Here is a 23,799-nt window from a genome sequence, read left to right as displayed (position 1 = left end):
GGTGGTGGAACCGCACTAGCTCTTGGTGGTAGCCGATGGTGCGCGGTTTGTTCCGCCCGGTCGGGCGCGCGCGGTGCGCAGCCAGGCCAGGACGCTTGTCGACACCACGGACGCGACGAGCAGCGTTCCCGTGATGATGTTGATGACGTCGGAGGTGACGTTCGCGAGCCGCAGTGCGCTGCCGAGCACGCCGATGAGGAGCACACCGGCGATGACGCCGTGCAGTGCGCCGCGCCCGCCGAAGATCGAGACGCCGCCGAGCAGCACGGCGGCGATCACCGAGAGTTCGAGGCCCGTCGCGTTGTCGCCCCGGGCGCTGCCGAAGCGCAGCGTGTAGAAGATGCCGGCGACGGCAGAGATCGTGCCGCTCAGCACGAACAGGATGAACTTGGTGCGTTCCACGTGGATGCCGGAGAACCGCGCCGCCTCGGGGCTGAGGCCGATGGCGAAGATGCCGCGGCCGAAGGGGGTGAAGTGCAGCACGATCGCGAACACGACGAGCAGGATCACGAACAGGATCATCACGCTCGGCACGCCGGTCGAGCCGATCTTCGACTTGGCGAGGTCGGTCCAGAACTCGGTGAAGTCGGTGACCGCGGTGGTGCCGAGCAGGCCGACCGCGAGACCGCGGTAGAGCGCGAGAGTACCGATCGTCACCGCGAGCGACGGCAGTCCGACCACCGTGATGAGGAACCCGTTGAGCGCTCCCGCGAGAGCCCCCACCACGATCGCCACGGCTCCGGCCGCCTCGATCGGCAGCCCCGCCTGGTGCAGCGTGCCGAGGGTGACGCTCGATAGCCCGACGACGCTCGCGACCGAGAGGTCGATCTCGCCGGTGATGATGACGAGCGTCATCGGCAGCGCGATGAGCAGGATCGGGGTGACGTCGAGCAGCAGGTAGGTCATGGTGATGGGGCTGCCGAAATTGCGCACGCTCACCGTGGCGCCGACGATCACGATGATGAGGGCCGCGTAGACCGCGCCCTCGCGGGTGAGCAGCACGCGCTGCCAGAGCGGGCGCGAGTAGTCCTTGTAGGAGCGGGTGCTGGCGGGGGCGCCGGTGAGTGAGGACGTCATTCGGAATCCCTCGCTTCCACGAGTTTGCGGGTTTGTCGAAGCGCGAGCAGCCGGTCGAGCACGATGGCGCCGATGATGAGCACGCCGACGACGGCGCGCTGCCAGAAGTCCTGCACGCCGAGGATCGGCAGCGCCCGGTTGATGGTGAAGAGCAGGTACGCGCCGATGGCCGCGCCCCAGACCGTGCCGCTGCCGCCGAAGATCGCGACACCGCCGATGACCGCGGCACCCACGGCCTCGAGCTCGAAGCCGCTGCCGGCCTGCGAGTTGACCGTGCCGTAGCGGGCCGCGTAGAGCACGCCGGCGAGTCCCGCGAGGGCACCGCACACCACGAATGCCACGAGCACGCGACGTGTCACGCCCAGACCGTAGAGGTTGGCGGCATCCGGGTCTGAACCGATGGCGTACAACTCGCGGCCTCCGCGCTGGTTGCGCATGTACCAGCCGGCCACGATCAGCACCACGACGGCGATGATCGTGAGCACCGGGATGAACAGGATCGACTGCGTGCCGAGCGCGAGGAACGGCTTCGGCATGTCCGAGGCGTTGATGCGGTCGCTGCCGGTCCAGAGCACGTTGATGCCGCGGTAGGCGTAGAGCGTGCCGAGCGTGATCACGAGCGCCGGCACCTTGGCGAAGGCCACGAGGGCGCCGTTGATCAGACCGAGCAGGCCGCCGAAGACCAGGCCGGCGAGGAAGACGACGATGATCGGGATGCCGGGAATGTCGATGAACAGGCGTCCCGTCAGGTACGCGGTGAGGCCGAGCACCGACCCGACCGACAGGTCGACGTTGCGGGTGATGATGACGATCGCCTGGCCGACCGCGACGAGCAGCAGGATCGACGGCGTCAGCAGCAGGTCGCGGAACCCGTCGTTGCTGAAGAGGAAGTTCGGGTTCTTCGCCGTGGTCACGACGACGATGAGCACGAGGGCGAGCAGGATGCCGGTTTCGCGGGCCTTGATGAACGAGCTGAGAACGGAGCCCACGCGGGAGGCGGGTGCGGTGGCGGTGGTGGTCACGCGACGACCTCCTCGTGGGTCGCGGCGAACATGACGGACTCGGCCGTGGCATCCGCCCGGTCGATCGACGCGGTGATGCGCCCCTCGTGCACGACCAGGACGCGGTCGGCCATGCCGAGCACCTCGGGTAGTTCGGACGAGATCATCAGCACGGCGAGCCCCTGTCCGGCGAGGCGGGAGAGCAGCCGGTGTACCTCGGCCTTCGTGCCGACGTCGATGCCTCGGGTGGGCTCGTCGACGATGAGCACGTTGGGGTGCGTGGCGAGCCACTTGGCCAGCACGACCTTCTGCTGGTTGCCGCCGCTGAGCGTGCCCACCTCGGTGTCGAGCGCCGCGGTCTTGACCTCGAGCCGGCCGGCCCAGTCGGCGGCGGCCCGGTTTTCCGGGGCGGAGAAGAGCAGGCCGAACCGGGTGAGCGACCGGCGGATCGCCATGGTCGTGTTGCGGGCGACCGAGCTCTCGAGCACGAGACCCTGCTTGCGGCGGTCCTCGGGTACGAGCGCGAGGCCGAGGCGCATCGCCGCCGCCGGGTTGCGCTTCGGCACGCGGTTGCCCTTGATGGCCACGGTGCCCGAGGAGTACGGGTCGACCCCGAAGACGGCGCGCGCGATCTCGCTGCGCCCGGCCCCGACGAGCCCGGCCAGGGCGACGATCTCGCCGGAACGCACGGAGAACGAGACGTCGTGGAAGACGCCCGGCTCGGTCAGCCCGTCGACCACGAGCACCTCGTCGCCGATCACCGCGTCCTCTTTGGGGAACAGTGTCGTGACGTCGCGGCCGACCATGCGGCGCACGATCTCGTCGACGGTCGTCTCGGCGATCGGGCTCGTGTTGATGTACTCGCCGTCGCGCATGACCGTGACGGTGTCGCAGAGGTCGAACACCTCGTCGAAGCGGTGCGAGATGAAGAGCAGGGCGCGACCCTCGTCGCGCAGGCTGCGGGCGACCGCGAAGAGCCGGTCGACCTCAACGCCGGAGAGCGCGGCGGTCGGCTCGTCCATCACCAGCACTGTCGCGTCGAGCGAGATCGCCTTGGCGATCTCGATGATCTGCTGGTCGGCGATGGAGAGACCGAGGGTCGGGCGGTCGGGGTCGATGCGCACGCCGAGCCGCGCGAACAGGCCGAGCGCCTGCTCGCGCATGAGCGAGCGGTCGATGCGGCCGAAGCTCAGGGTGGGCTGGCGGCCCATGAAGATGTTCTCGGTGACCGACAGGTCGGGGAACAGCGTGGGTTCCTGGTAGATCACGGCGATACCGGCCGCCTTCGACTGGGCGGTCGAGCTGAAGTCGACGCTGGCGCCGTCGAGCTCGAAGTCGCCGCTGTCGCGCTGGTACAGGCCGGCGATGATCTTCACGATCGTCGACTTGCCGGCGCCGTTCTCGCCGACGAGGGCGTGGATCGAGCCGCGCTCGAGACGGAGGCTGGCGCTCGACAGCGCGACCACCGAGCCGAAGGCCTTCGAGATGCTGCGCAGTTCGAGCGCGGGCGCTCCGGTGCTGGGGGAATCTGACACTTGTTACCTAACCTCGACGCTGAGGGGATGGATGCTGTGTGCCGCGGGCTTCGTTGAATCGTTTTAAGGCTCGCGGACGACGCCACTCTATTGCGCGCCCGGTGCGCCGTCAAGCACACCGGGCACGACGTTTTCAGAGGGTGCGCGCGGTCGGATCCCAGTCCTCGGCGAGCAGCGGCGCGGGCGGCGCCACGCTCTCCACGGTGACGAATGCGCCGGATGACGCGGACTCCTCCATCGCCAGCATCGTGTCGAGCACGTGGTAGGCGAGGCCGGCGGGCAGCAGGTCGTCGCCGCCGCCACGGATCGCGCGCGCCATCTCGAGCACGGCCGAACCGCGGCCGCCGACGAACCCGGTCGCGGGCAGCTCGGTGCGGTCGGCGCCGCGCACGATGAACGACGAGCCGTCGAACATGTTGGGGTCTGGCAGCACGATCGTGCCGGTCTCGCCGGTGATCTCGACGACGCCGACCTGCACGAGCGGCGAGTCGAAGCTGAAGACGCTCTGAGCCACCCCGCCGCCCGCGAAGTTCACGACGGCGTTGATCTGGGTGTCGACGTTCACCGGCACGCGCTCGCCGGCGCGCGGGCCGGAACCGATGAGCCGCGTCGCCTGCGCGCGTGATCCGACGGCAGCCACGCTCTGGAACGAGCCGAAGACGCAGGCCAGCGTCGTGAGGTAGTACGGGCCCATGTCCAGCAGGGGGCCGGCGCCCGGTTGGAAGAAGAAGTCGGGGTTCGGGTGCCAGGATTCCGGGCCCGGCGCGCGGAACGCGGTGACGGCCGAGAGCGGGGCGCCGATGTCGCCGCGGGCGATCGCGCGCAGCGCGCTCTGCACTCCCGCGCCGAGCACGGTGTCGGGAGCGACCCCGATGCGCGTGCCGGTGCGCGTCGCGGTCTCGAGCAGGGCGAGTCCGCTCGCGCGGTCGATGCTGATCGGCTTCTCGCTCCAGACGTGCTTGCCTAGTTCCAGCGCGCGGGTGGAGACCTCCGCGTGCACGGCCGGGATCGTCAGGTTCACGACGATCTCGACCCCGTCGTGCGCGAGCAGCTCGTCGACGGTGCCGGACCCCGGAACCCCGTACGCGGCGGCCTGGGCTGCGGCGCGCTCGGTGTCGAGGTCCGCGACCATCAACACCGCGACATCCGGGAATCTGGTGAGGTTCGTCAGGTACTGGTCGCTGATCGCGCCCGCGCCGATGATGCCGACGCCCACGGGGCCGGTGCCGCTCATGCGCCGTACCCCCGCTCGATCAGGTAGTCGCGGCCGGCGGCGATGCCGGCGAAGAGGTCGCCCGAGTAGACGTCGAACTCGACCACCGCGAACTCGAGGGAGGGCAGGGCGGCGAGTGCCGCGTCGAGCGGCACGGCACCGGTGCCGGCGGGCACCTGGGTGGCGAGGTGGTCGGGCGTCTCGCCGGTTCCGGCGGCGGGCTGGCTGGCGAGGTCGCCCTCGAGCTTCCCGTCTTTGACGTGCAATAACCGCACGCGGTCGGCGGTTCTCTCGAGGAACGGCACGAGGTCCTCCCCTCCGGCGACCACCCAGTAGGCGTCGACCTCGAGCACGACCCGTGGGTCGAGCAGGGTGGTGAAGTACTCGAGCCCGCTCACCGACCCGACGCGGCCCCGCAGTTCGCCGTCGTGGTTGTGGTAGCCGACGCGCAGTCCGCGTTCGGCGGCGGCGTCGGCCGCCGCGTTGAGCTCGTCGGCCATGCGCTCGATCTCGGCGCCGTCCTTCCAGCTCGCGGCGGGCGTCGACGGCTCGATGACCGTGGTGACTCCGAGGCGCTCGGCCAGATCGAAGGTCGCGTCGAAGTCGGGGGCCGCGACCCCGCCGCGGCCGACGAGGGTCGCGTGCGCACTCGCCGCGGTGAGGCCGGTCTCGGCGAGACCGGCGGCGTACGCGTCGGCGCGGGTGTCCATGCCGAAGAGTTCGACGGTGGTGAAGCCGAGTTCGGCGACCCGGGCGAGGGCGGCGCGGGGATCCGCCTCCAGCGCCTCACGGATCGTGTACAGCTGGAGGGAGATCGTCGCATTCATGGGGTAAGTGCTTCCTTGCGCTTGGAGGTGAAGCGGTGCGAACCGCTGCCGACCGGGATCGGCGTCTGTCCGGGGAGCTCGACCGTGGCATCCGCCCCCGTGGGGACGACGACCTCGACGACGAGCTCGTCCTCCACGATATGCCACTCGATCGACGCGCGTCCGTACGGAGTCTCGTGTTGCGCCGACGCCCGGGTGAAGCCGCCGCCGGGCCGGGGCGCGAACGCGATGCTGCGATAGCCGGGTGCCGCCGGGGCGATGCCCGCGACGACGCGGTGCAACCAGTCGGCGACCGCGCCGAGGGCGTAGTGGTTGAACGAGGTCATGGTGCCGGGGTTGACCGTGCCGTCGGGGCGCTGGCTGTCCCAGCGCTCCCAGATGGTGGTCGCGCCCTGCGTCACGGGGTACAGCCACGACGGGCACTCGGGCTCGAGCAGCAGGTCGTATGCGCTGTCGATCGCGCCCGCGCGGGTGAGCGCGTCCGAGACGAGCGGCGTGCCGGCGAACCCCGTGGCGATGCGGTTCTCGGCCTCGGCGACGAGTTCGGCGAGGCGGCTCCCCGCCCGGTCGAGCTGGCCCGGGTCGGGGATCAGGTCGAAGGTGATCGCGAGCGAATAGGCCGTCTGCGCGTCGCTCGTCATGCGGCCGTCGGCCAGCAGGTACTCGTCGGCGAAGGCCACGCGGATCTCGGCGGCCAGCGCGGAGTAGCGTGCCGCGTCATCCACCCGGCCCAAGACGGCCGCGGTCTTCGCGAGGTGCTGGGTCGACCAGGCGAAGTAGGCGGTGGCGACGAGGTACTTGTCGGTGGTGGCGTCGGCCGGGTCCTGCGGGGGTGCCGCCGGGTCGAGCCAGTCGCCGAGCTGGAAGCCCTCGTTCCAGAGGTGGTCGGGTCCCGCGAGGCGGTCGATCAGGTCGACCCACGCCTTCGCGCTGTCGTACTGGGCGGCGAGGATGCCGGCGTCGCCGAAGCGCTCGTAGAGCACCCACGGGGTGAGCACGGCCACGTCGCCCCAGACCGCGCCCGGGCGGATGGGCGTCCACATGTGCTTCGCGGGGATGACCGGTACGTACCAGGGCACGGTGCCGTCGGGCAGCTGTTCGACGGCGACGTCTTTGAGCCACGACGAGAGCATGCCCGAGACGTCGTAGAGGAAGGATGCCGTTGGCGCGAAGACCTGGATGTCGCCGGTCCACCCCACCCGCTCGTCGCGCTGCGGGCAGTCGGTGGGGATGTCGACGAAGTTGCCGCGCATGCTCCACAGCACGTTCTCGTGCAGGCGGTTGACGAGCGCGTTCGAGCTGTCGAACCAGCCGGTGCGCTCGAGGTCGGAGTGGTAGACGCGCGCTACGATGTCGCCGTTCGCGACGGCCTCTGAGATGTCGCCCGGCCAGCCGCTGATCTCGGCGAAGCGGAATCCGTGGATGGTGAAGCGGGGCTCCCACTCCTCGACGTCGCGCCCGGCGAGCGTGTAGACGTCGGTCGATTTCGCGTCGCGCAGGGGGCGGGTGTAGATCTCGCCGTCCTGCATGACCTCCGCCGTGCGGATCGTGACGGTGTCGCCGGCGGCCCCGCGCACGCGGATGCGGAGGCGGCCGACCAGATTCTGGCCGAGGTCGAGCACAGCGGCCCCGCTCGGCGTGGTCAGCACCGAGACGGGCGCGACCTCCTGCGTGCAGCGCACGGGCGGACCCTCGGGGGCGACGAGGGTGGCCGGGTCGCGGATGCCGGTGGCGACGGGTGTCCAGCCGGCGTCGTCGAACCGCGGGCTGGACCAGCCGTCGACCTCGTCGCGGGCGTCGTAGGTCTCTCCGTCGTAGAGGCCGGAGCTGACGATGGGCCCGAGGGCGGCCTTCCAGTCGCCGTCGGTCGCGACCGTATCGACGCGGCCGTCGGCGTAGCGGATCTCGAGCTGGGCGATGAGCGACAGGTCGTCGCCGAACAGGTTGCGGAACCCGCCGCGCCAGCCGAGTCGGCCGCGGTACCAGCCGTCGCCGAGCCAGGCGCCGATCGCGTTCTCGCCGTCGGCCAGCAGTCCGGTGACGTCGTAGCTGTAGTAGCGCAGGCGCTCGCGGTAGACGGTCCAGCCGGGGGAGAACGCGTCGGTGCCGACGCGCTCGCCGTTGATCTCGACCTCGTAGAGGCCGTGCGCGCTGACGTAGAGGCGGGCGGCGGCGATCACGCCCTCCGTGCGGAATCCGCGGCGCACGATCGGCGGGCGGCGGTCGTCGGAGTCTTCCTCGGGCCAGTCGCCGGTGACGGGAACGGCGATCCAGTCGACGGGGTCGAGCAGTCCGGCCTCGACGGCCGACGGCTCGCTCCACTCGCTGACGTCGTCGCCACCCCAGACACGCACGCGCACCGTCGCCGCCTGGCGCGAGACGAGCGGCTCGGCGGCCCACGGCACCAGCACGGACTCGTCCGAGTCGATCCGGCCGCTCGTGACCGTGCCGCCGTCGGTGGCGGTTTCGATCTCGTAGGCGCTCTGCACCCAGCCGGCCGGCGCGACGGTCTTCCACGACACGCGGGGAGTGCTGACACCGATGCCGAGGGCCTCTCGGTGGTGTTCGAAGCGTACGGCGCCTGGTGTGACCATCGTTGGGCACTGGTCCTTTCGGTGAAGCGAATGGGTGAATCGTGCCTCACGGCTCATCGTTCTGACACGTTTCAAAACCGATAGTAACCCGCAATCTCTACCACGCACGACAAAAATCGGACAAGAGTTGACACGTTTCAAAATCTGGAACAGGATGGGGTCACCCAACAACGACGATGGAGATCACCGATGGCAGCAAGCACTCGCGAGGCGATCGTCGCCCTCGTCGGAACCCTCGACACCAAGGGCGCGGAGTACCGCTGGATCGCCGAATCCCTCGCCCGGCACGGAGTGCGCGTCGCGGTCGTCGACACCGGCATCCGTGAACCGCACGGCTTCGACGGCCTGATCTCCGTCGACCAGTCTCAGGTGGCCGAGGCTGCCGGCAGCTCGATCGCCGAGCTCCGTTCGCGCGGAGACCGTGGGCTCGCCACCGCCACGATGGGCGAGGGAGCGGCCGTCGTCCTGGCCGACCTTCTCGCCGCGGACGGACTCGACGGTGTGCTCGCCCTCGGCGGCAGCGGCGGCTCCGCGATCGCGGCCCGCGCCGTGCGCGACCTGCCGGTCGGCCTCCCGAAACTCATCGTCTCGACAATGGCGTCGGGCGATGTCTCCCCGTACGTCGGGGCCAGCGATGTGACGCTCATGTACAGCGTCGTCGACATCGCCGGCATCAACCAGATCTCGCGCGAGGTGCTCGGCAACGCCGCGGCCGGCATCGCCGCGATGGCGACGGCACGTCTCGCCCGGTCGACCGCCGCAACGCACGACGACCGCCCTCTCGTCGGCGCTTCGATGTTCGGGGTCACGACCCCGGCCGTCGACGCCGCGCGCGAACGGCTCGAGGAGCTCGGCTACGAGGTGCTCGTCTTCCACGCCACCGGCTCGGGCGGCCTCGCCCTCGAGGCGCTCGCCCGCTCCGGTCTGCTCGCCGGGGTGCTCGATCTCACCACCACCGAGCTCGCCGACGATCTGGTGGGCGGGGTCCTCACGGCCGGGCCGTCCCGACTGACCGCAGCCGGGGCATCCGGTGTGCCCCAGGTCGTCAGCGTGGGCGCGCTCGACATGGTCAACTTCGGACCGCGCGACACCGTGCCGGCCGCGTTCGACGACCGGCTCTTCTTCATCCACAACCCCACGGTCACGCTCATGCGCACGACGCCCGAGGAGAGCGCCGAGCTGGGTGCCCGCGTCGGGGCCAAGCTCGCCGCGGCGACGTCGCCCACGGTGCTGGTGATCCCGCGCGGCGGAGTCTCCGCCCTCGACGACGCCGGCCAGCCGTTCAGAGACGAGGGGGCGGATGACGCTCTGTTCGACGCCGCGCTCGCCGCCGTCGCGGGCAGCTCCGTCACGGTCGTCGACGAACCGCACAACATCAACGACCCGGGGCTCGCCCGCCGCGCTGCCGACGCGCTGCACGACCTCATCACCGGAAAGGCGAACTGACATGGACAGGGCAACAGCGCTCGCGCGGTTCCGCGCGACGATCGCGGCGGGGGAGCCGCTCATCGGCGCCGGCGCGGGGACCGGCATCTCGGCCAAGGCCGCGGAGGCCGGCGGGGTCGACCTCCTCATCATCTACAACTCGGGCCGCTACCGCATGGCCGGCCGCGGCTCGCTCAGCGGCCTGCTCGCCTACGGCGACGCCAACCAGATCGTGGTCGACATGAGCCGCGAAGTGCTGCCGATCGTGCGTGACACCCCCGTGCTCGCCGGGGTCAACGGCACCGACCCGTTCCGCGTGATGGAACGGTTCCTCGACGAGCTCAAGGCGCTCGGGTTCGCGGGCGTGCAGAACTTCCCCACCGTCGGTCTCATCGACGGGGTCTTCCGGCAGAACCTCGAGGAGACCGGCATGGGCTTCGACCTCGAGATCGACATGATCCGGCTGGCCGCCGAGCGCGACCTGCTCACCTCGCCCTACGTGTTCGACGTGGAGCAGGCGGTCGCGATGACCGAGGCCGGTGCCGACATCATCGTGCCGCACATGGGTCTCACCACGGCGGGCACCATCGGCGCGCAGACCGCGCTCACGCTCGAGGAGTCGGCGCACCGCGTACAGCAGATGCGCGACGCCGCGGCGGCGGTCAACCCCGACGTGATCGTGCTCTGCCACGGCGGCCCGATCGCCGAGCCGGACGACGCGGCCTACATCCTCGCGAACACCACCGGCGTCGTCGGATTCTTCGGCGCCTCGTCGGTGGAGCGCCTGCCCACCGAGCGCGCCATCAAGCAGCAGCTCGTCGATTTCAAGTCCATCCCGTTCAACTAACCGGTCCCTGAGCCTGTCGAAGGGCCACCACCGTGAAGGAGCACTCCATGACCACATCAGCACAGGCGGGCCGCCGCCCCGACGAGGTGCCCACCCGCACGTTCGGCTGGGGCACCATCAAGTGGCTCGTCACCCCGCACCTCGACGAGGGTGCCGGCCTCACCGTCGGCGAAGTGATCATCTACCCGGGCCAGGGGCACGCGCCGCACGACCACCCGGGGGAGGAAGAGGTCATCTACGTGATCTCGGGCGAGGGCGAGCAGACCGTCGGCGACGGCCCGGCGTTCCCGATCCGCGAGGGCGACGCCGTGTACATCCCGAAGGGCACCCAGCACTCGACCTACAACACGACGTGGCGTCCGCTGCGGCTCTCGGTCGTCTACACGCCGGGCGGCGCGGAGACCGGACTCGACGGACTGCCGGACGCGGTGATCCTCGACGCCGGAGTCGCACCGCTCTGGTCGCAGGGCAACTAGTGCCGGTCATCGAACCCGGATCGTGGCTGAACCCCGAGAATCGGCCCGACTGGGCCGAGATCGCCACGATCGGCCGCTTCGCCATCACCGTCGACGGCGGACGTTTCGACCGCCACTTCCACGACGACCACGAGGTGTGGTTCCTGTGGGAGGGTAAGGCGAAGATTCTCATCGAGGGGGAGGAACGCTACGTGCAGGCCGGCGACATCGTGCTCACGCGCGCGGGCGACACCCACGACTTCGTCGAGGTCTACGAGACCGTGCGGGGCTTCTTCACCGAGACCGGGCACCCGTCCGGCGGCCGCACCGGGCACCTGCACCACACCGAGACGGACGCCGCGGGGCACGCGGTGCCCGCGGCGGCGTTGCCCGCCGACTTCCCGGCCTACGGTGGTTGAGCAGGTCGTCCACGGCCGTATCGAAACTCTCGAGCGGGTCGAGCCCGTCGAAACCCCCACCCGATAGATTTCGACAGCTCAATCCACCTCCCTCCAAAGGACCCCCATGCGCATCGCAGTCACCGGCAGCACAGGCAAACTCGGCCGGGCGACCGTCGAGCGCCTCCGCGCCGACGGCCACGACGTCATCGGGCTCGACATCGCCGGAGCCCCCGGACCCGGGTTCACGCGCGTCGACTTCACCGACTACGGGCAGACCCTCGACGCGTTCCTCGGCATCGACTCGCGGCACTCGGGTCTCGACGCGGTCGTGCATCTGGCCGCCATCCCGGTCAATGGTCTCGTGCCCGACGTCACGACGTTCCACAACAACCTGACCGTCTCGTTCAACGTGTTCCAGGCGGCGATGCGCGCCGGGATCGACACCGTCGTCTACGCGTCGAGCATCACGGCGATGGGGTTCCCGTTCGACGAGGCGCCGGCCGCCCTGCCGCTCGACGAGACGGTGACCGCGGCGAACAACACCTACGGCCTCGGCAAGGTGCTCGAGGAGGCGATGGTCGCGCAGCTCGTGCGCTGGAACCCCGCCCTGTCGATCACCGCCCTGCGCTTCACGAACGTCGTGACGGCGGACGAGTACGGCAGCTTCGCCCGGGCCGCGGACCCCGGCTACCGCCGGTCGCTCATGTTCAGCTACATCGACGCCCGGGATGGCGCGCTCGCCGTCTCGCTCGCGCTCGAGCACGCGGAACCGGGGCTCGAGGTCTACAACATCGCGGCATCCGACTCGGGGTCGGCCGTGCCGACGGCCGAGCTGCTCGCGCTGCACTTCGCCGCGGTGCCGGTGACCAAGGAGCTCGGCGAGTTCGAGACGCTGATGTCGATCGACAAGGCGCGGTCGCGGCTCGGCTTCGAGCCCGAGTACCTCTGGCGGGAGCAGTTCGCGGGCTGAGAGCCGCGGGGTCGGCCCGCGGCGCCGGGTCGCCGCGGCCCCGCGCAGCCCCGCGTCGCCGCGCAGCCCCGTGTCGCCGCGCAGCCCCGTGTCGCCGCGCAGCCCCGTGTCGCCGCGCAGGTTTGTTTCGCACGCGCCCGTTCGTGCGTGCGCGTGCGCGACAAACCTCAGCGCGCCCGTGACAAACCTCCGCGAGCGTGACGTCGCTCAGCGTCGTCACGGCATGACGCCGCGCTGGAGGCCGCGTAGGTGGTGGAATAGAGTCATGCCACTCTTGGGAGAATACGAACCGAGCACGTCCGAATGGGCGCGCAAGCAGGCCGAGCTTTTCGAGGCGACGGATGGCGCGGAAGGCGGCGACCTGCGCGGTATGCCGATCATCCTGCTGACCAGCGTCGGCGCGAAGTCGGGCAAGCTACGCAAGACCGCGCTGATGCGCGTCGAGCACGACGGCGAGTACGCGGTCGTCGCGTCCCTCGGCGGAGCCCCGAAGCACCCGGTCTGGTACTTCAACCTGCTCGCGAACCCGCACGTCGAGCTGCAGGACGGCGCCGTCAAGCGCGACTACACCTCGCGCCTCATCGAGGGCGACGAGAAGGCCGCGTGGTGGGAGCGTGCCGTCGCGGCCTACCCCGACTACGCGGACTATCAGACGAAGACCGACCGCGAGATCCCGGTCTTCGTGCTCACCCCGATCGAAGAGCCGGTCGACGGCTAGAGCACGAACCGCAGGGCGAACGTCGTCGCTTCGGGCGCGACCCGGTAGCGCTCGGGCAGCGACGGCCCGCACGCCGCAGACCCGAGCCCCTGCTGGGCGTGGTCGAGATTGAGCCAGACGCGTCCCGAGTCCGAGAGGTCTTTCGGATGCCGCGCCCGTTCGAGATCCTCGCTCGTCCAGCGGCGGGCGGTGAAGTCGAAGTGCGGGGCCCCCTCGACCCGTAACGCGGTCAGGCCGGCGCCCGAGAGCTCGAGCCAGCGCGTCCCGACGTGGTTGCCGTTCTCCTCCGGCACCGGGTAGTGGGTCTGCAGCGCGTCGATGGTCGACGAGAACCGTCCGACCCGGGATGCCGCCAGGCTGTCGGAGTAACTCTCGCCCGGTCCGCGGCCGAACCACTCGGCCGACTCGAAGCCGCCCGGCAGGCCGAAGCGCAGGCCCAGGCGCGGTAACCAGACATCGTGGTTACCGATCGGGGTATCGCGCCAGATGCCCTCGGGCGTCACGGTGACCGCGAGGTCGAGCGCGTCGTCCCGGAGAGTCCAGGCGAAGACGGTGCGCAGGCCGATGCCGTGCGCGGCGGGTGCCGAGCGGGTGACGACCGTGAGCCGGTCGCCGTCGGCGTCGACGCTGTCGGTGCGGTGCAGCAGGCGGTCGAGTCCGACGGCCTTCCAGGTCGCGGCCATCGTGTTGCGCGGGCCCTGCCCGCGGTCGTTCTCGGTGGGCGCGCGCCAGACATCGAGCACCGGCCCGTCGAGGTCGAGATCGCCGAGACGAGTCAGGCGCCCGGTGCGCGGGTCGAAGGCCGCGGGGCCGAGGGCGAGAAGCGGGTTCAGCGTGTCGAAACCGGGAGGTGGCGGGTTGAGCTTGTCGAAACCCTGGGGGGTGCGGGTCGGGGTTTCGACGGGCTCAACCCGCTTCCGAAGGTCGATCGGCGCCTGGCCCAGCGCCACCTCGTGGCCCGCGTCGGCCCAGGGGGTGTCGGCCGCGAGCGACGCCGTCACGGTGACCCAGGTTTCTCCCGCGGGCGCCGGGGCGACCGCGGGCAGCGGCACGTCGACCGCCGAGCGCGCCGCGACCGGCGGCACGTCGAGGGACCCGCGGGCAACCGGCAGGCCGTCGACCTCCACCACCCAGTCGAACGCCAGGTGCGACAGGTCGCGGAAGTCGTGCTTGTTCGCAATGCGGGCGACGCCGGCCGCGGCATCCACCTCGATGGAAACGGGAGCGATCGCCGCCTTCAGCTCGAACAGCCCGGGCGAGGGTGTGCGGTCGGGGAAGACCAGGCCGTCGAGGCAGTAGCGCCCGCCGTTCGGGCGGAACTCGATGTCGCCGCCGTGCATCATGAAGGTGCCGTCGGGGGAGGTGAAGCCGTGGTCGATCCACTCCCAGACGAAGGCGCCGCAGAACCGGTCGCTCGACTCGAGGATGCGTTGGTAGTCGATCAGCGATCCCGGACCATTGCCCATCGCGTGCGCGTATTCGCAGAGCAAGAAGGGCAGGTCGCGGCGGCGCGCGTCCTGCTCGTCGGTCACGTTCTCGGGCCGGGCCTCGTCGCGGCGGCCGATCGCCTCGAGGTCCTCGAGCGACGGGTACATCAGGCTGTAGAAGTCGGAGTTCTGGTAGCTGGGGTCGCGCTCGTACATGATCGGACGGCTCGGGTCGCGGTCGCGGATGGCGGTCTCGAGGTCGCCGAACGTGTCGCCGACCCAGCTCTCGTTGGCCATCGACCAGACCACGATGCTCGCGTGGTTCTTGTCGCGCTCGACCATGCGCTCGATCCGGTCGAGCAGCGCGGGCTTCCACTCGGCGACGGCGGGCGGGTTGCCCTCCCAGCCGGTGTAGATGAACCCGTGGGTCTCGATGTCGCACTCCTCGACGACCCAGAGCCCGAGTTCGTCGCACAGCCGCAGAAATTCGGGGTGCGGCGGGTAGTGGCTCGTGCGCACGGCATTGATGTTCGCCCTTTTCATCATCAGGATGTCGCGGCGCATCGTCTCGACGTCGAGCGAGCGCCCGCGGTCGGGGTCGTGTTCGTGCCGGTTGACGCCGCGGAAGAACACGGGCCTGCCGTTCACGAGCAGGCGGCCGTCGGTGATCGCGACGGTGCGGAAGCCGACCGCGAGGGCGATGGTCTCAGTGCCGGTCGCTGAGCCTGTCGAAGTGACCGGCCCCGCGGCGTTCGGCCCTTCGACAAGCTCGGGGACCGACTCAGGGGCCGCCCGTAGCGAGCCCCGGTACAACCGCGGCAGCTCCGCGCTCCACGGTTCGACCGGCACCGTGACGGTCGCGCCGGTCGGCAGGCCGCGGATGCCGAGCTCGGGCAGATCGACCAGGCCCGCGACATCCGCGTCGACCCGCAGCGTGCCGAGACCGGTCAGGTGGTCGTAGTCGGCGTGCACGAAGAAGTCGTCGATCGCGCCATCCGGTCTCTCGAGCAGTTCGACGTCGCGGAAGATGCCGGGTAGCCACCACATGTCCTGGTCTTCGAGGTAGGTGCCGCTCGACCAGCGGTGCACGCGCACGGCGAGCACGTTGACCCCGGGCACGAGGTGCGCGCCGACGTCGAACTCGAACGGCAGGCGGCTGCCCTTCGAGTGGCCGAGCTCGGCGCCGTTGAGCCAGACGGTCCCGCTCGAGTCGACACCCTGGAAGCGCAGCACCGTGCCGGCAGCGCGCCACCCGGCGGGCAGCTCGAACGCGAGCCGGTAGTCGCCGGTCGGGTTCTCGGTGGGAACGCGCGGCGGGTCGACCGGGATCGGGAACGCGGTGTTCGTGTACAGGGGCTGCCCGTGGCCCTCGAGGACCCAGTGGGCGGGCACCCGGATGTCGGCCCAGGCCGAGTCGTCGAGATCCGGGTCCGTAAAACCCGGGCCGGTGCCCGCCGCCGTGGGCGACAGCGCGAATTTCCACTGACCGTTCAGGGACAGGCGCGCGGCGTCGGAGAGGAAGTCCGCCCGCGGCCGGCGTCGGCCGGTGCCGGGGGAGAAAGTTTCGTGGTGGTCAGTCATTCGCGGTGAGCGGGGGAGTGCCGAGCTTCTCGACGGCCTCGAAGAACCCCTCGGGAATCTGCGTGGCGGCGAGTTCCCCGAGCGCGTCCAGGCGCGCGAGGCTGCTCACACCCACGGCGGTCGAGTGGATGAGCGGGTTGCGCAGCGAGAAGTGCAGGGCGGCGGCGGGCAGCGGAACCGACCACTGCTCGCACACCTGGCGCAGCTTGGCGATGAAGCCGTGCAGGGCGAACGAGGCCGGGCGGTACCCGTACTTCGTGGCCGTGCCGGTCTCGTCGGCGAGGATGCCGCCGCCGAACGGAGCGCCGTTGAAGACGGTCATGCCGCGCTCGGCCGCGAGCTCGAGAATGGTCTGCGCGCTGCGGTCGACGAGCGTGTAGCGGTTGTGGGTGAGCACGGCGTCGAACGCGTCGGTGCGCACGTAGTCCTCGACCAGCGCGCGGGTGCCGGCGGCCACGCCGATCGCGTCGACGAGCCCCTGTTCGCGCAGCCCGACGAGCGCCTCGATCGCGCCGCCCGGCCCGGTCGCCTCGGCCAACGTCATCGTCGTGGGGTTGTGCAGGTGCAGCAGCGGCAGCCGCTCGAGCCCGAGCCGGGTCAGCGACTCCTCGAACGAGCGCTTCACCCGGTCGCCGTCGTAGACCTTCGTTACCGGGTCGTAGTCCGTCTTGGTGATCAGGATGGCGCCATCCGGTAGCCCGCCGGCGCGGGCCAGCGCGGCACCGAGCGCCTGCTCGCTGCGACCCTCGGCGTAGTTGTTCGAGGTATCGATCTGGGCGAAGCGCGACGCCACCAGGGCGTCGGCGAGAGCCGCGACATCCGCCGCCCCGCCCCTGTCTCCGAGGGAGGACGCACCCAGCGTGATGGGTCGGAACGGCATCAGCCCTTGACCGCTCCGGCCGCGAGTCCGGCCATGATCTGCTTGTTGAGGAACAGGTAGAGCACGAGCATGCCGACCACGTTGATGCTGATCGCCGCGAACAGCGGGCCGTACTGGGTGGAGCCGTACTCGTCGCTGAAGTTGAGCAGGCCGACCTGCACCGTGGCGAGGCTGCTCTTGGTCGTGAAGGTCAGGGCGATGAGCAGGTCGTTCCAGATGCTGAAGAACTGCACGAGGGCGAGGGTGACGATCGCGTTGCGCATCATCGGGATTCCGATGGAGAAGAACGAGCGGATCATGCCCGAGCCGTCGAGCGTGGCCGCCTCGAAGATCTCGCGCGGGATCGCCCGGAAGTACGCGGCCATCAGGAACACCGTGAGCGGCAGGCCCATCACGGTGTAGGTGATGATGAGCGGCCAGAGCGTGCTGGTCAGGCCCGAGCGGAAGTAGACCGTGAACAGCGGGACGAGGATCATCTGCCCGGGGATCATGATGCCGGCGACGAAGGCGAGCAGGATCGTGTTGCGGCCCTTCCAGACCATGATCTCGAGCGCGTAGGCCGCGGCGACGCCGAGCAGCAGCATAAAGAACAGCGACGGCACGGTGACGGCGACGCTGTTCCACAGGTTGGTGGCGATGGAGCCGGTGGTCCAGGCGGCGACGTAGTTCTCGAAGTTCAGCTGCTCCGGAAGCGACCAGGTCGGGTTCGAGGTGAACTCGCTCTGCGTCTTGAACGAGCCCATCAGCAGCCAGAACAGCGGGTACAGCTCGACGAGCACGAGCACGACGAGGAACACGCGCACGGGAGCGCGCTTGAAGAAGCGGCCGACGCCGCCGGGGCGCTTCGCGCGAACGGTGGGGCCGGATGGCGCGGCCGACCTGATGGGAGTGACGGGGATCGCGGTCTGGGTTGTCATGGTGTTGTCCTACGCAGTCGTGTTGTCGCGTCGAGCCGAGCGGAAGATGAAGAGGGTGACGAGGAAGCAGAGGATCGTCAGGATGAAGGCGATCGTCGAGCCGTAGCCGTAGTCCGAGTAGCTGAAGACGGTGCGGTACATGTACAGCGTGAGCGGCGTGGTCTCGCCGCCCGGCCCGCCGTTGTTGAGGGCGAGCACCGTGTCGAACACCTTGAGGGTGTTGTTGGCGCTGAAGACGACGCTGGAGAGCAGCACCGGCAGCGACAGCGGGATGACGATGTGGCGCACCAGACGCCAGCCGTGCGCGCCGTCGAGGCGGGCCGACTCGAGCGTCTCGTCGGGGATATCGAGCAGGCCGGCGTAGAGCAGCACGGCGAAGAAGCCCATGGAGCGCCAGAGCTCCATGATGATGGCGACGGTGAAGGTGCCGTCTCCGGTGGCGAACCAGTCGACCGACTCGAGGCCGATGATCTGGAAGCCCGCGTTGACCGGGCCCTGCTGGTCGCCGACGGCGAACAGGCTCTTGAAGAGCAGGGCGACCGCGACCGTCGGCAGGATCGTGGGGAAGAACACCACGGTGCGCACGAAGTTCGAGGCGTTCTTGAGGACGAAGACGTAGAGCAGCGCGAGCCCGTAGCCGAGCGCGATCTGGCCGATCGAGATGACGATCGCGTACTTGAGGGTGAACCCGAGGGCGGAGAGCGCCTGCGGGTCGGAGAAGAAGCGTTGGAAGTTGCCGATGCCCACGAACTCGAAGCCGCCGAGCGGGTTGCCGTCGAAGAAGGTCAGGCCGAACGACCAGAGCACGGGCACGATCTTGATGAGGGTGAAGACCAGCAGGGCCGGACCCAGCAGGATCAGGATCGATTTCTTGTCACCGAGGACGTCTTTCACGGCATTCCTTTTGTCTGGAGTCGTCGGGGGCACGCGGCGGTGCAGTGCTCCCCGGGTGCGGGCGGCGTTCCCCTGAGAAGGGGCCGCCGCCCGCGGGTGGAACCGGTGGTTACTGCGCCTGTTCCAAGTCGGACTGGAGCTGCGACATGTAGTCCTCGGCGCTCATCTGGCCGGTGATCAGCAGCGACACGTTGGTCTGGGCGTCCGACGTGGTCTTGGCGTCGAAGAGGGCCTCGAACCAGAGCACGGTCTCGCTCGCCTCGGAGACGATCGTCTGGATCTCGGCGGTCAGCGGCTTCACGTCGGTGACTTCCTCGTTCACCTTGAAGCCGGAGACGACTCCCTGGTTGGCGAGGACGCTGCTGCCGTAGTTCTCGGCGATGCAGGAGAGCCAGTCGCCGACCTTGGGGCCGTAGGCCTTGGTCGAGACAGCGGTCGCCGCTCCGGCGTTGGCGGGCCACTGGCCGGAGTCGCCGGCGCCGCCGTCGACGTTCGGGAAGGGCATAAAGCCGACGTTGTCTTCGCCGATCACGTTCTGCTCTTCGTCGTTGAGGTTGGCCAGCAGCCACGATCCCATGTACATCGTGGCGGCGTCGCCGTTGAGGAACTGGGCGTAGGCGGTGTCGGTGTCGCGCGACGTGATGCCCTCGCCGAAGTAGCCCTCGGTGCCGAGGTCGGCGATCGCCTGGGCGGCCTCCACGTACTCGGGGTCGGTCAGCTTGGCGTCACCGCTCTGGATGTCCTTCATCGCGTCGGGGCCGACGCTGCGGAAGATGTAGTTGCCGATGAGACGCGTGATCGGCCAGCCCTGGCTGCCCGGCTCGGTGATCGGCGTCACGCCGGCCTCCTTGAAGGTGGCGAACGCGTCGAGCAGCTCGTCGTAGGTCTCGGGGACCTCGACGTCGTTCTCGGCGAAGATCGCCTTGTTGTACCAGATGCCCTCGAGGTTGTACTGGAACGGGAGGCTAGCCATGTTGCCGCCGTAGGCCGCCTTAACGGTGGAGACGGCGGCGGGCAGGATGTTGTCCCAGACGCCGAGCTCCTTCAGGGTCGCCTCGTAGTCGAGCGCGAGATCGTTCTTGCCGAGGTCGCCGTCGGGCTTCACCTGGGCGGTGCCGGCGACGAACATGACCGGCAGCGCGTCCTGGCTGGCGAGCAGGGTGATCTTCTGGTTGACGTCGGCCTGGGCCACCGTCTCGCTCTCGAGCGGGAGGGCCTCGTCCTCGGTGGCGCACTGGTCGCCGGCGAGCACGGCGAGCTCGTCGCGCACGATCGAGTTCTCCGCCGGGGTGAGAAGGGTGAGTGCGGTGGCGGTGTCTTCCCCGCCGCCCGCGGCCGGGGTGTCGCCGGACGAGCAGGCGGAGAGCAGCAACGATGCTGCCCCGATGCCTGCAATGACTGTGAATAGGGCGCGGTTACGGCGACCTGCAAATGCAGTTGACACATTTCCTCCTTGAAGATGTGGCTGTGGTTTGACACGTTTCAATTGCTGAGGCTATTCCCGAGGTCGGACGCTGTCAAGCGCTAAACAAGGGAACACAGCGATTGTGGATCTCGGTTGTGGGGCAGTCCGTTCTGGCTATTTGACACGTTTCAACGCTGGTGCAACACTGAACTGACGTCGACCACCGGTAAAAGTGGTTCGCTACACGTACGAATAAACGGCCACGGGCGGCAGAGACGCCGCCCGCAGTGAGGAATCCACATGAGATTACAGGGCAAGCGGGCCATCGTGACCGGAGCGGCGGGAGCCCTCGGACGGGTCATCGCCGAAACGCTGGCGGCAGAGGGTGCTGATGTCGCCGGACTCGATCTCAACGCCGCGGGACTCGAGGAGACCGCCGAGCTGGTGCGCTCGCACGGCGTACGCGCGTATTCCGCCACCGCCGACCTCACCGACTTCGACGCCGTGCAGGACGCGGTCGCCGGCGTCGTCGCGGAGTGGGGCGGTATCGACATCCTGCTCAATGGAGCCGGCGGCGGAGCCGTCAGCTTCTTCCACGAGATGACCGCTGAGACCTGGAACACCCAGATCGCCCGCAACCTCGACTCGGTCTTCAACGTCACCCGGGCCGTGCTGCCCTCGATGCTCCAACAGAAGTCGGGGCGCATCATCAACATCGCCTCGATCGCCGCCGTCAGCGGCGGCCGTCTCGTACGCGGCGCGACCGCCTACGCCGCGGCCAAAGCCGGGGTGGTCGGGCTCACCAAGGCGCTCGCGATCGAGGTCGCCGAGAGCGGCATCACCGTGAACGCGCTCGCCCCCGGGGCGCAGGCGACGCCCGGCCGGGACAACGACACCCCCGAGCGACGCGAGGCGCTGCTCGACCAGATCCCCACCCGGCTGCTCGGCGAGCCGCAGCACCTCGCGCAGACGGTCGTCTTCCTCGCGGCGCCCGAAGCCGTCAACATCACCGGACTCATCCTGCCGCTCGACGGCGGACACTCGATCTAGGATCCCCAGATGACGAAGCGACTCGACAAGGGCAAGCACTGGTTCAACGAGGTCTACGGCGAGGGCAAAGCCGACGGTCTCATCGAGATGCAGACCGGGTTGGCGCAGGACCTCGCCCGGTTCGGGGTGGAGTTCAATTTCGGGGACATCTACTCGCGGCCCGGACTCACGCTCGCCCAGCGCGAGCTGTTGACGCTGGCCTCGCTCGTCACCATCGGCGGGCTTGAAGCGCAGCTGCGTGGCCACACCCGCGGTGCGATCCGGGTGGGGTGCACCCCCACCGAGATCATCGAGACCGTCATCCATACGGTGCAGTATTCTGGTTTTCCCAAAGCGCTCAACGCGATCCGTGTCGTCACCGACCAGCTCGTCGAACTCGGCATCGAGATCCCGCCGGCGCTGGGGCCAGACGACGACTGACGCCGCGCGCGGTAGTCTCAGCACACTGCAAGAAGTGGGCACGAGGTAGGACCTGGGCACACGGACCGAACAGGGGCCACTGCTCCGTCGGGGAAAGGGCGGACGAAGGTGAGCAGAGTCGGTATTCGCGAGGTCGCGACGCTCGCCGAGGTCTCCCTCGGAACCGTCTCGCACTACATCAACCACCCGGCGCGGGTCTCGCCCGAGAAGCAGCAGCGCATCCAGCGGGCGATCGACCAACTGGGCTTCGTGCGCAACAACGCCGCCTGGCAGCTGCGGCTGGGGCGCAGCGCGACGATGGCGTACATCGCGCCCGACGTGAGCAACCCCTTCTTCGCCACGATCGCCGAGGGCGTCGAACAGCGTGCGGCCGCCGAGGGGTTCTCGGTCTTCATCGCCAACTCCGGCCGCTCGCGCGAGCGCGAAGACGCGTACCTCGAGCTCTTCGAGGCGCAGCGCGTGCAGGGCCTTCTCGTCGCCTCGCACGACCCGATCGAGGAACGCCTGCTGCAGCTGCGCCAGCGGGGCACCCCGTCGGTGCTCGTGGGGCAGCGCGCCGTCTCCGACCAGCAACCCTCCGTCTCGATCGACGACGTCACCGGCGGTTACCTCGCCGTTCGCCACCTGCTCGACTGCGGCCGCAAGCGCATCGCCTTCGTCGGCGGTCCGCTCGGAATCCGGCAGGTCGCCGACCGTCTCGAGGGCGCCAGCAAGGCGATCGCCGAAAACCCCGAGGCGACGCTCGAGGTGATCAACGTCGCCGACCGCACCATCGCCGAGGGCCGCGTCGTGGCTGCCGGTATCGCCCGCCGCCCGGAGGAGTCCCGCCCCGACGCCGTCTTCGCTGTCAACGACCTGCTCGCGCTCGGCCTGCTGCAGGCGTTCGTCGTCGACCACGGCGTGAGCGTGCCCCACGACATCGCGCTCGTCGGGTACGACGATATCGAGTTCGGCGAGTCGTCGATCATCCCGCTCACGTCCGTCCGCGCCCCGCACGAGGAGTTCGGCATCGCTGCCGTCGAGCTGCTCCTCGCCGAGCTCTCCGGCGAGCCGAGCGACGCCCCGAAGCACGTGGTTTTCCCACCGCACCTCGTCGTGCGGGGCTCGACGGTGACGTCGGAGACAGCGGTCTCGGCATGAACCCCGCGAGCGTCCGCGACGTCGCCCAGCGCGCCGGCGTCTCGGTCGGCACCGTCTCCAACGTGCTCAACCGGCCCGACAAAGTGGCAGAGGCGACGGTCGCCCGGGTGATCGCCGCCATCGACGAGCTCGGCTTCATCCGCAACGACGCCGCGCGTCAGCTGCGGGCGGGGCACAGCAAGACCATCGGGCTCGTGGTGCTCGACGTGCGCAACCCGTTCTTCACCGACGTGGCCCGCGGCGCCGAAGACCAGGCCGCGCAGGCCGGCCTCACCGTCATCCTCGGCAACAGCGACGAGAACAGCGAGCGCGAATCGGCGTACCTCGACCTCTTCGAGGAGCAGCGCGTGCACGGCGTTCTCATCTCGCCGTTCGGCGACATCACCGCGCGCCTGGCCCGGCTCCGCGACCGCGGAATCCCCGCCGTACTCGTCGACCGCTCGAGCGGCGACAGCGCGTTCAGCTCCGTCTCGGTCGACGATATCGCCGGCGGCCGTCTCGCGGTCGAGCACCTCGTCGCGCAGGGCCGCACCCGTATCGCCTTCATCGGCGGCCCGATGGAGATCCGCCAGGTCACCGACCGCCTGGCGGGCGCTCGCCTGGCCATCGCCGACCACCCCTCCTCGTCGCTCGAGGTCGTCGAGGTCGACGCGCTCAGCGTGCTCGCCGGCCGTGCCGCGGGCGTCGCGATCGTGGAGCGCGCCCCCGCCGACCGCCCCGACGCGATCTTCGCCGCGAACGACCTCGTGGCCATGGGCGTGCTGCAGGCGCTCATGATGCAGGCCGAGGTGCGTGTGCCACAGGAGATCGCGCTGATCGGCTACGACGACATCGACTTCGCCAGCGCCGCCGTCGTGCCGCTGTCGTCGATCCGCCAGCCGAGCGCGCTCATCGGCCGCACGGCGGTCGAGATCCTGCTCGAGCAGGCCGACGACCCGGCGACCCCGCCGCGGCAGGTGGTCTTCGAGCCCGAGCTCGTGGTGCGCGAGAGCACGCGCTAGCCGAGACGACGAAGGGCCGGG

The 23,799-nt window shown here is 69.7% G+C and carries 21 protein-coding genes; 10 read left to right on the top strand and 11 right to left on the bottom strand.

The window, feature by feature from the left end; all coding sequences use genetic code 11:
• Positions 1–15: 15 nt before the first annotated feature.
• The 6 genes from HD599_RS15675 to HD599_RS15650 form a co-directional block, all read right to left on the bottom strand.
• On the bottom strand, positions 16–1,077 hold the full coding sequence (locus tag HD599_RS15675) for an ABC transporter permease (protein WP_184239282.1): 1,062 nt from the start codon (positions 1,075–1,077) through the stop codon (positions 16–18).
• On the bottom strand, positions 1,074–2,099 hold the full coding sequence (locus tag HD599_RS15670; RefSeq protein ID WP_184239280.1) for an ABC transporter permease: 1,026 nt from the start codon (positions 2,097–2,099) through the stop codon (positions 1,074–1,076). The genes HD599_RS15675 and HD599_RS15670 overlap by 4 nt, the downstream gene beginning before the upstream one ends.
• The gene (locus tag HD599_RS15665) at positions 2,096–3,613 is read right to left on the bottom strand and encodes an ATP-binding cassette domain-containing protein (RefSeq protein WP_184239278.1); all 1,518 of its coding nucleotides are present in this window, start codon (positions 3,611–3,613) and stop codon (positions 2,096–2,098) included. The genes HD599_RS15670 and HD599_RS15665 overlap by 4 nt, the downstream gene beginning before the upstream one ends.
• A 133-nt stretch (positions 3,614–3,746) precedes the next feature.
• A complete protein-coding gene (locus tag HD599_RS15660; protein ID WP_184239276.1) occupies positions 3,747–4,847 on the bottom strand; it encodes a Gfo/Idh/MocA family protein in 1,101 nt (366 codons plus the stop codon).
• A complete protein-coding gene (locus HD599_RS15655) occupies positions 4,844–5,653 on the bottom strand; it encodes a sugar phosphate isomerase/epimerase family protein (RefSeq protein ID WP_184239274.1) in 810 nt (269 codons plus the stop codon). The genes HD599_RS15660 and HD599_RS15655 overlap by 4 nt, the downstream gene beginning before the upstream one ends.
• A complete protein-coding gene (locus HD599_RS15650) occupies positions 5,650–8,247 on the bottom strand; it encodes an alpha-L-rhamnosidase (RefSeq protein WP_184239272.1) in 2,598 nt (865 codons plus the stop codon). The genes HD599_RS15655 and HD599_RS15650 overlap by 4 nt, the downstream gene beginning before the upstream one ends.
• A 189-nt stretch (positions 8,248–8,436) precedes the next feature.
• Between HD599_RS15650 and HD599_RS15645 the strand changes: the two genes are divergently transcribed.
• The 6 genes from HD599_RS15645 (at position 8,437) to HD599_RS15620 (ending at position 13,063) form a co-directional block, all read left to right on the top strand.
• Positions 8,437–9,693: a Tm-1-like ATP-binding domain-containing protein gene (locus HD599_RS15645; protein WP_184239270.1), complete on the top strand. Its 1,257-nt coding sequence runs from the start codon at positions 8,437–8,439 to the stop codon at positions 9,691–9,693.
• A 1-nt stretch (position 9,694) separates the two neighbouring features.
• Entirely contained in the window at positions 9,695–10,519 is an 825-nt protein-coding gene (locus HD599_RS15640; RefSeq protein ID WP_184239268.1) for a phosphoenolpyruvate hydrolase family protein, read from the top strand.
• A gap of 47 nt (positions 10,520–10,566) precedes the next feature.
• Entirely contained in the window at positions 10,567–10,995 is a 429-nt protein-coding gene (locus HD599_RS15635; RefSeq protein ID WP_184239265.1) for a cupin domain-containing protein, read from the top strand.
• Positions 10,995–11,393 (top strand): AraC family ligand binding domain-containing protein, encoded by a 399-nt coding sequence (locus tag HD599_RS18120; RefSeq protein WP_184239263.1) that lies wholly within the window; start codon positions 10,995–10,997, stop codon positions 11,391–11,393. Before HD599_RS15635 ends, HD599_RS18120 begins: the two co-directional genes overlap by 1 nt.
• Before the next feature lie 106 nt (positions 11,394–11,499).
• Positions 11,500–12,345, top strand: coding sequence for an NAD-dependent epimerase/dehydratase family protein (locus HD599_RS15625; RefSeq protein ID WP_184239261.1), 846 nt, complete (start codon positions 11,500–11,502; stop codon positions 12,343–12,345).
• A 265-nt stretch (positions 12,346–12,610) separates the two neighbouring features.
• Complete coding sequence (locus HD599_RS15620; RefSeq protein WP_184239259.1) at positions 12,611–13,063, top strand: nitroreductase family deazaflavin-dependent oxidoreductase; 453 nt, start codon at positions 12,611–12,613, stop codon at positions 13,061–13,063.
• On the opposite strand, the gene HD599_RS15615 is transcribed toward HD599_RS15620, so the two are convergent.
• The 5 genes from HD599_RS15615 to HD599_RS15595 all read right to left on the bottom strand — a co-directional run bounded on the left by HD599_RS15615 (position 13,060) and on the right by HD599_RS15595 (position 20,206).
• Positions 13,060–16,071: a glycoside hydrolase family 2 TIM barrel-domain containing protein gene (locus HD599_RS15615; protein WP_184239257.1), complete on the bottom strand. Its 3,012-nt coding sequence runs from the start codon at positions 16,069–16,071 to the stop codon at positions 13,060–13,062. The two genes, HD599_RS15620 and HD599_RS15615, sit on opposite strands and share 4 nt — an antisense overlap.
• The gene (locus HD599_RS15610) at positions 16,064–16,951 is read right to left on the bottom strand and encodes an aldo/keto reductase (RefSeq protein WP_184239255.1); all 888 of its coding nucleotides are present in this window, start codon (positions 16,949–16,951) and stop codon (positions 16,064–16,066) included. Before HD599_RS15610 ends, HD599_RS15615 begins: the two co-directional genes overlap by 8 nt.
• Positions 16,951–17,868, bottom strand: a complete 918-nt coding sequence (locus tag HD599_RS15605; RefSeq protein ID WP_184239253.1) for a carbohydrate ABC transporter permease — start codon at positions 17,866–17,868, stop codon at positions 16,951–16,953. The genes HD599_RS15610 and HD599_RS15605 overlap by 1 nt, the downstream gene beginning before the upstream one ends.
• A 9-nt stretch (positions 17,869–17,877) precedes the next feature.
• Positions 17,878–18,762 (bottom strand): ABC transporter permease subunit, encoded by an 885-nt coding sequence (locus HD599_RS15600; RefSeq protein WP_184239250.1) that lies wholly within the window; start codon positions 18,760–18,762, stop codon positions 17,878–17,880.
• Positions 18,763–18,871: 109 nt separating this feature from the next.
• On the bottom strand, positions 18,872–20,206 hold the full coding sequence (locus tag HD599_RS15595) for an extracellular solute-binding protein (RefSeq protein WP_184239248.1): 1,335 nt from the start codon (positions 20,204–20,206) through the stop codon (positions 18,872–18,874).
• A gap of 261 nt (positions 20,207–20,467) precedes the next feature.
• Between HD599_RS15595 and HD599_RS15590 the strand changes: the two genes are divergently transcribed.
• The 4 genes from HD599_RS15590 to HD599_RS15575 all read left to right on the top strand — a co-directional run bounded on the left by HD599_RS15590 (position 20,468) and on the right by HD599_RS15575 (position 23,778).
• Complete coding sequence (locus tag HD599_RS15590) at positions 20,468–21,217, top strand: SDR family NAD(P)-dependent oxidoreductase (RefSeq protein WP_184239246.1); 750 nt, start codon at positions 20,468–20,470, stop codon at positions 21,215–21,217.
• A gap of 9 nt (positions 21,218–21,226) precedes the next feature.
• Positions 21,227–21,637, top strand: a complete 411-nt coding sequence (locus HD599_RS15585) for a carboxymuconolactone decarboxylase family protein (RefSeq protein WP_184239243.1) — start codon at positions 21,227–21,229, stop codon at positions 21,635–21,637.
• 108 nt (positions 21,638–21,745) lie between these two features.
• A complete protein-coding gene (locus tag HD599_RS15580; RefSeq protein WP_184239241.1) occupies positions 21,746–22,777 on the top strand; it encodes a substrate-binding domain-containing protein in 1,032 nt (343 codons plus the stop codon).
• Positions 22,774–23,778 (top strand): LacI family DNA-binding transcriptional regulator, encoded by a 1,005-nt coding sequence (locus tag HD599_RS15575; protein ID WP_184239239.1) that lies wholly within the window; start codon positions 22,774–22,776, stop codon positions 23,776–23,778. Before HD599_RS15580 ends, HD599_RS15575 begins: the two co-directional genes overlap by 4 nt.
• Positions 23,779–23,799: the final 21 nt, after the last annotated feature.

The sequence above is a fragment of the Conyzicola lurida genome (genome assembly GCF_014204935.1).
Taxonomy (GTDB): domain Bacteria; phylum Actinomycetota; class Actinomycetes; order Actinomycetales; family Microbacteriaceae; genus Conyzicola; species Conyzicola lurida.
The sequence above is the reverse complement of the archived record's forward strand: the minus strand, read 5'-3'. Positions and strand labels throughout refer to the sequence as shown.

Bases quoted from the DNA above. Each gene is read 5' to 3' on its own strand.
- HD599_RS15675 (WP_184239282.1), bottom strand. From the start codon at position 1,077: ATGACGTCCTCACTCACCGGCGCCCCCGCCAGCACCCGCTCCTACAAG.
- HD599_RS15660 (WP_184239276.1), bottom strand. From the start codon at position 4,847: ATGAGCGGCACCGGCCCCGTGGGCGTCGGCATCATCGGCGCGGGCGCG.
- HD599_RS15655 (WP_184239274.1), bottom strand. From the start codon at position 5,653: ATGAATGCGACGATCTCCCTCCAGCTGTACACGATCCGTGAGGCGCTG.
- HD599_RS15650 (WP_184239272.1), bottom strand. From the start codon at position 8,247: ATGGTCACACCAGGCGCCGTACGCTTCGAACACCACCGAGAGGCCCTC.
- HD599_RS15645 (WP_184239270.1), top strand. From the start codon at position 8,437: ATGGCAGCAAGCACTCGCGAGGCGATCGTCGCCCTCGTCGGAACCCTC.
- HD599_RS15640 (WP_184239268.1), top strand. From the start codon at position 9,695: ATGGACAGGGCAACAGCGCTCGCGCGGTTCCGCGCGACGATCGCGGCG.
- HD599_RS15635 (WP_184239265.1), top strand. From the start codon at position 10,567: ATGACCACATCAGCACAGGCGGGCCGCCGCCCCGACGAGGTGCCCACC.
- HD599_RS15625 (WP_184239261.1), top strand. From the start codon at position 11,500: ATGCGCATCGCAGTCACCGGCAGCACAGGCAAACTCGGCCGGGCGACC.
- HD599_RS15620 (WP_184239259.1), top strand. From the start codon at position 12,611: ATGCCACTCTTGGGAGAATACGAACCGAGCACGTCCGAATGGGCGCGC.
- HD599_RS15615 (WP_184239257.1), bottom strand. From the start codon at position 16,071: ATGACTGACCACCACGAAACTTTCTCCCCCGGCACCGGCCGACGCCGG.
- HD599_RS15610 (WP_184239255.1), bottom strand. From the start codon at position 16,951: ATGCCGTTCCGACCCATCACGCTGGGTGCGTCCTCCCTCGGAGACAGG.
- HD599_RS15605 (WP_184239253.1), bottom strand. From the start codon at position 17,868: ATGACAACCCAGACCGCGATCCCCGTCACTCCCATCAGGTCGGCCGCG.
- HD599_RS15590 (WP_184239246.1), top strand. From the start codon at position 20,468: ATGAGATTACAGGGCAAGCGGGCCATCGTGACCGGAGCGGCGGGAGCC.
- HD599_RS15585 (WP_184239243.1), top strand. From the start codon at position 21,227: ATGACGAAGCGACTCGACAAGGGCAAGCACTGGTTCAACGAGGTCTAC.
- HD599_RS15575 (WP_184239239.1), top strand. From the start codon at position 22,774: ATGAACCCCGCGAGCGTCCGCGACGTCGCCCAGCGCGCCGGCGTCTCG.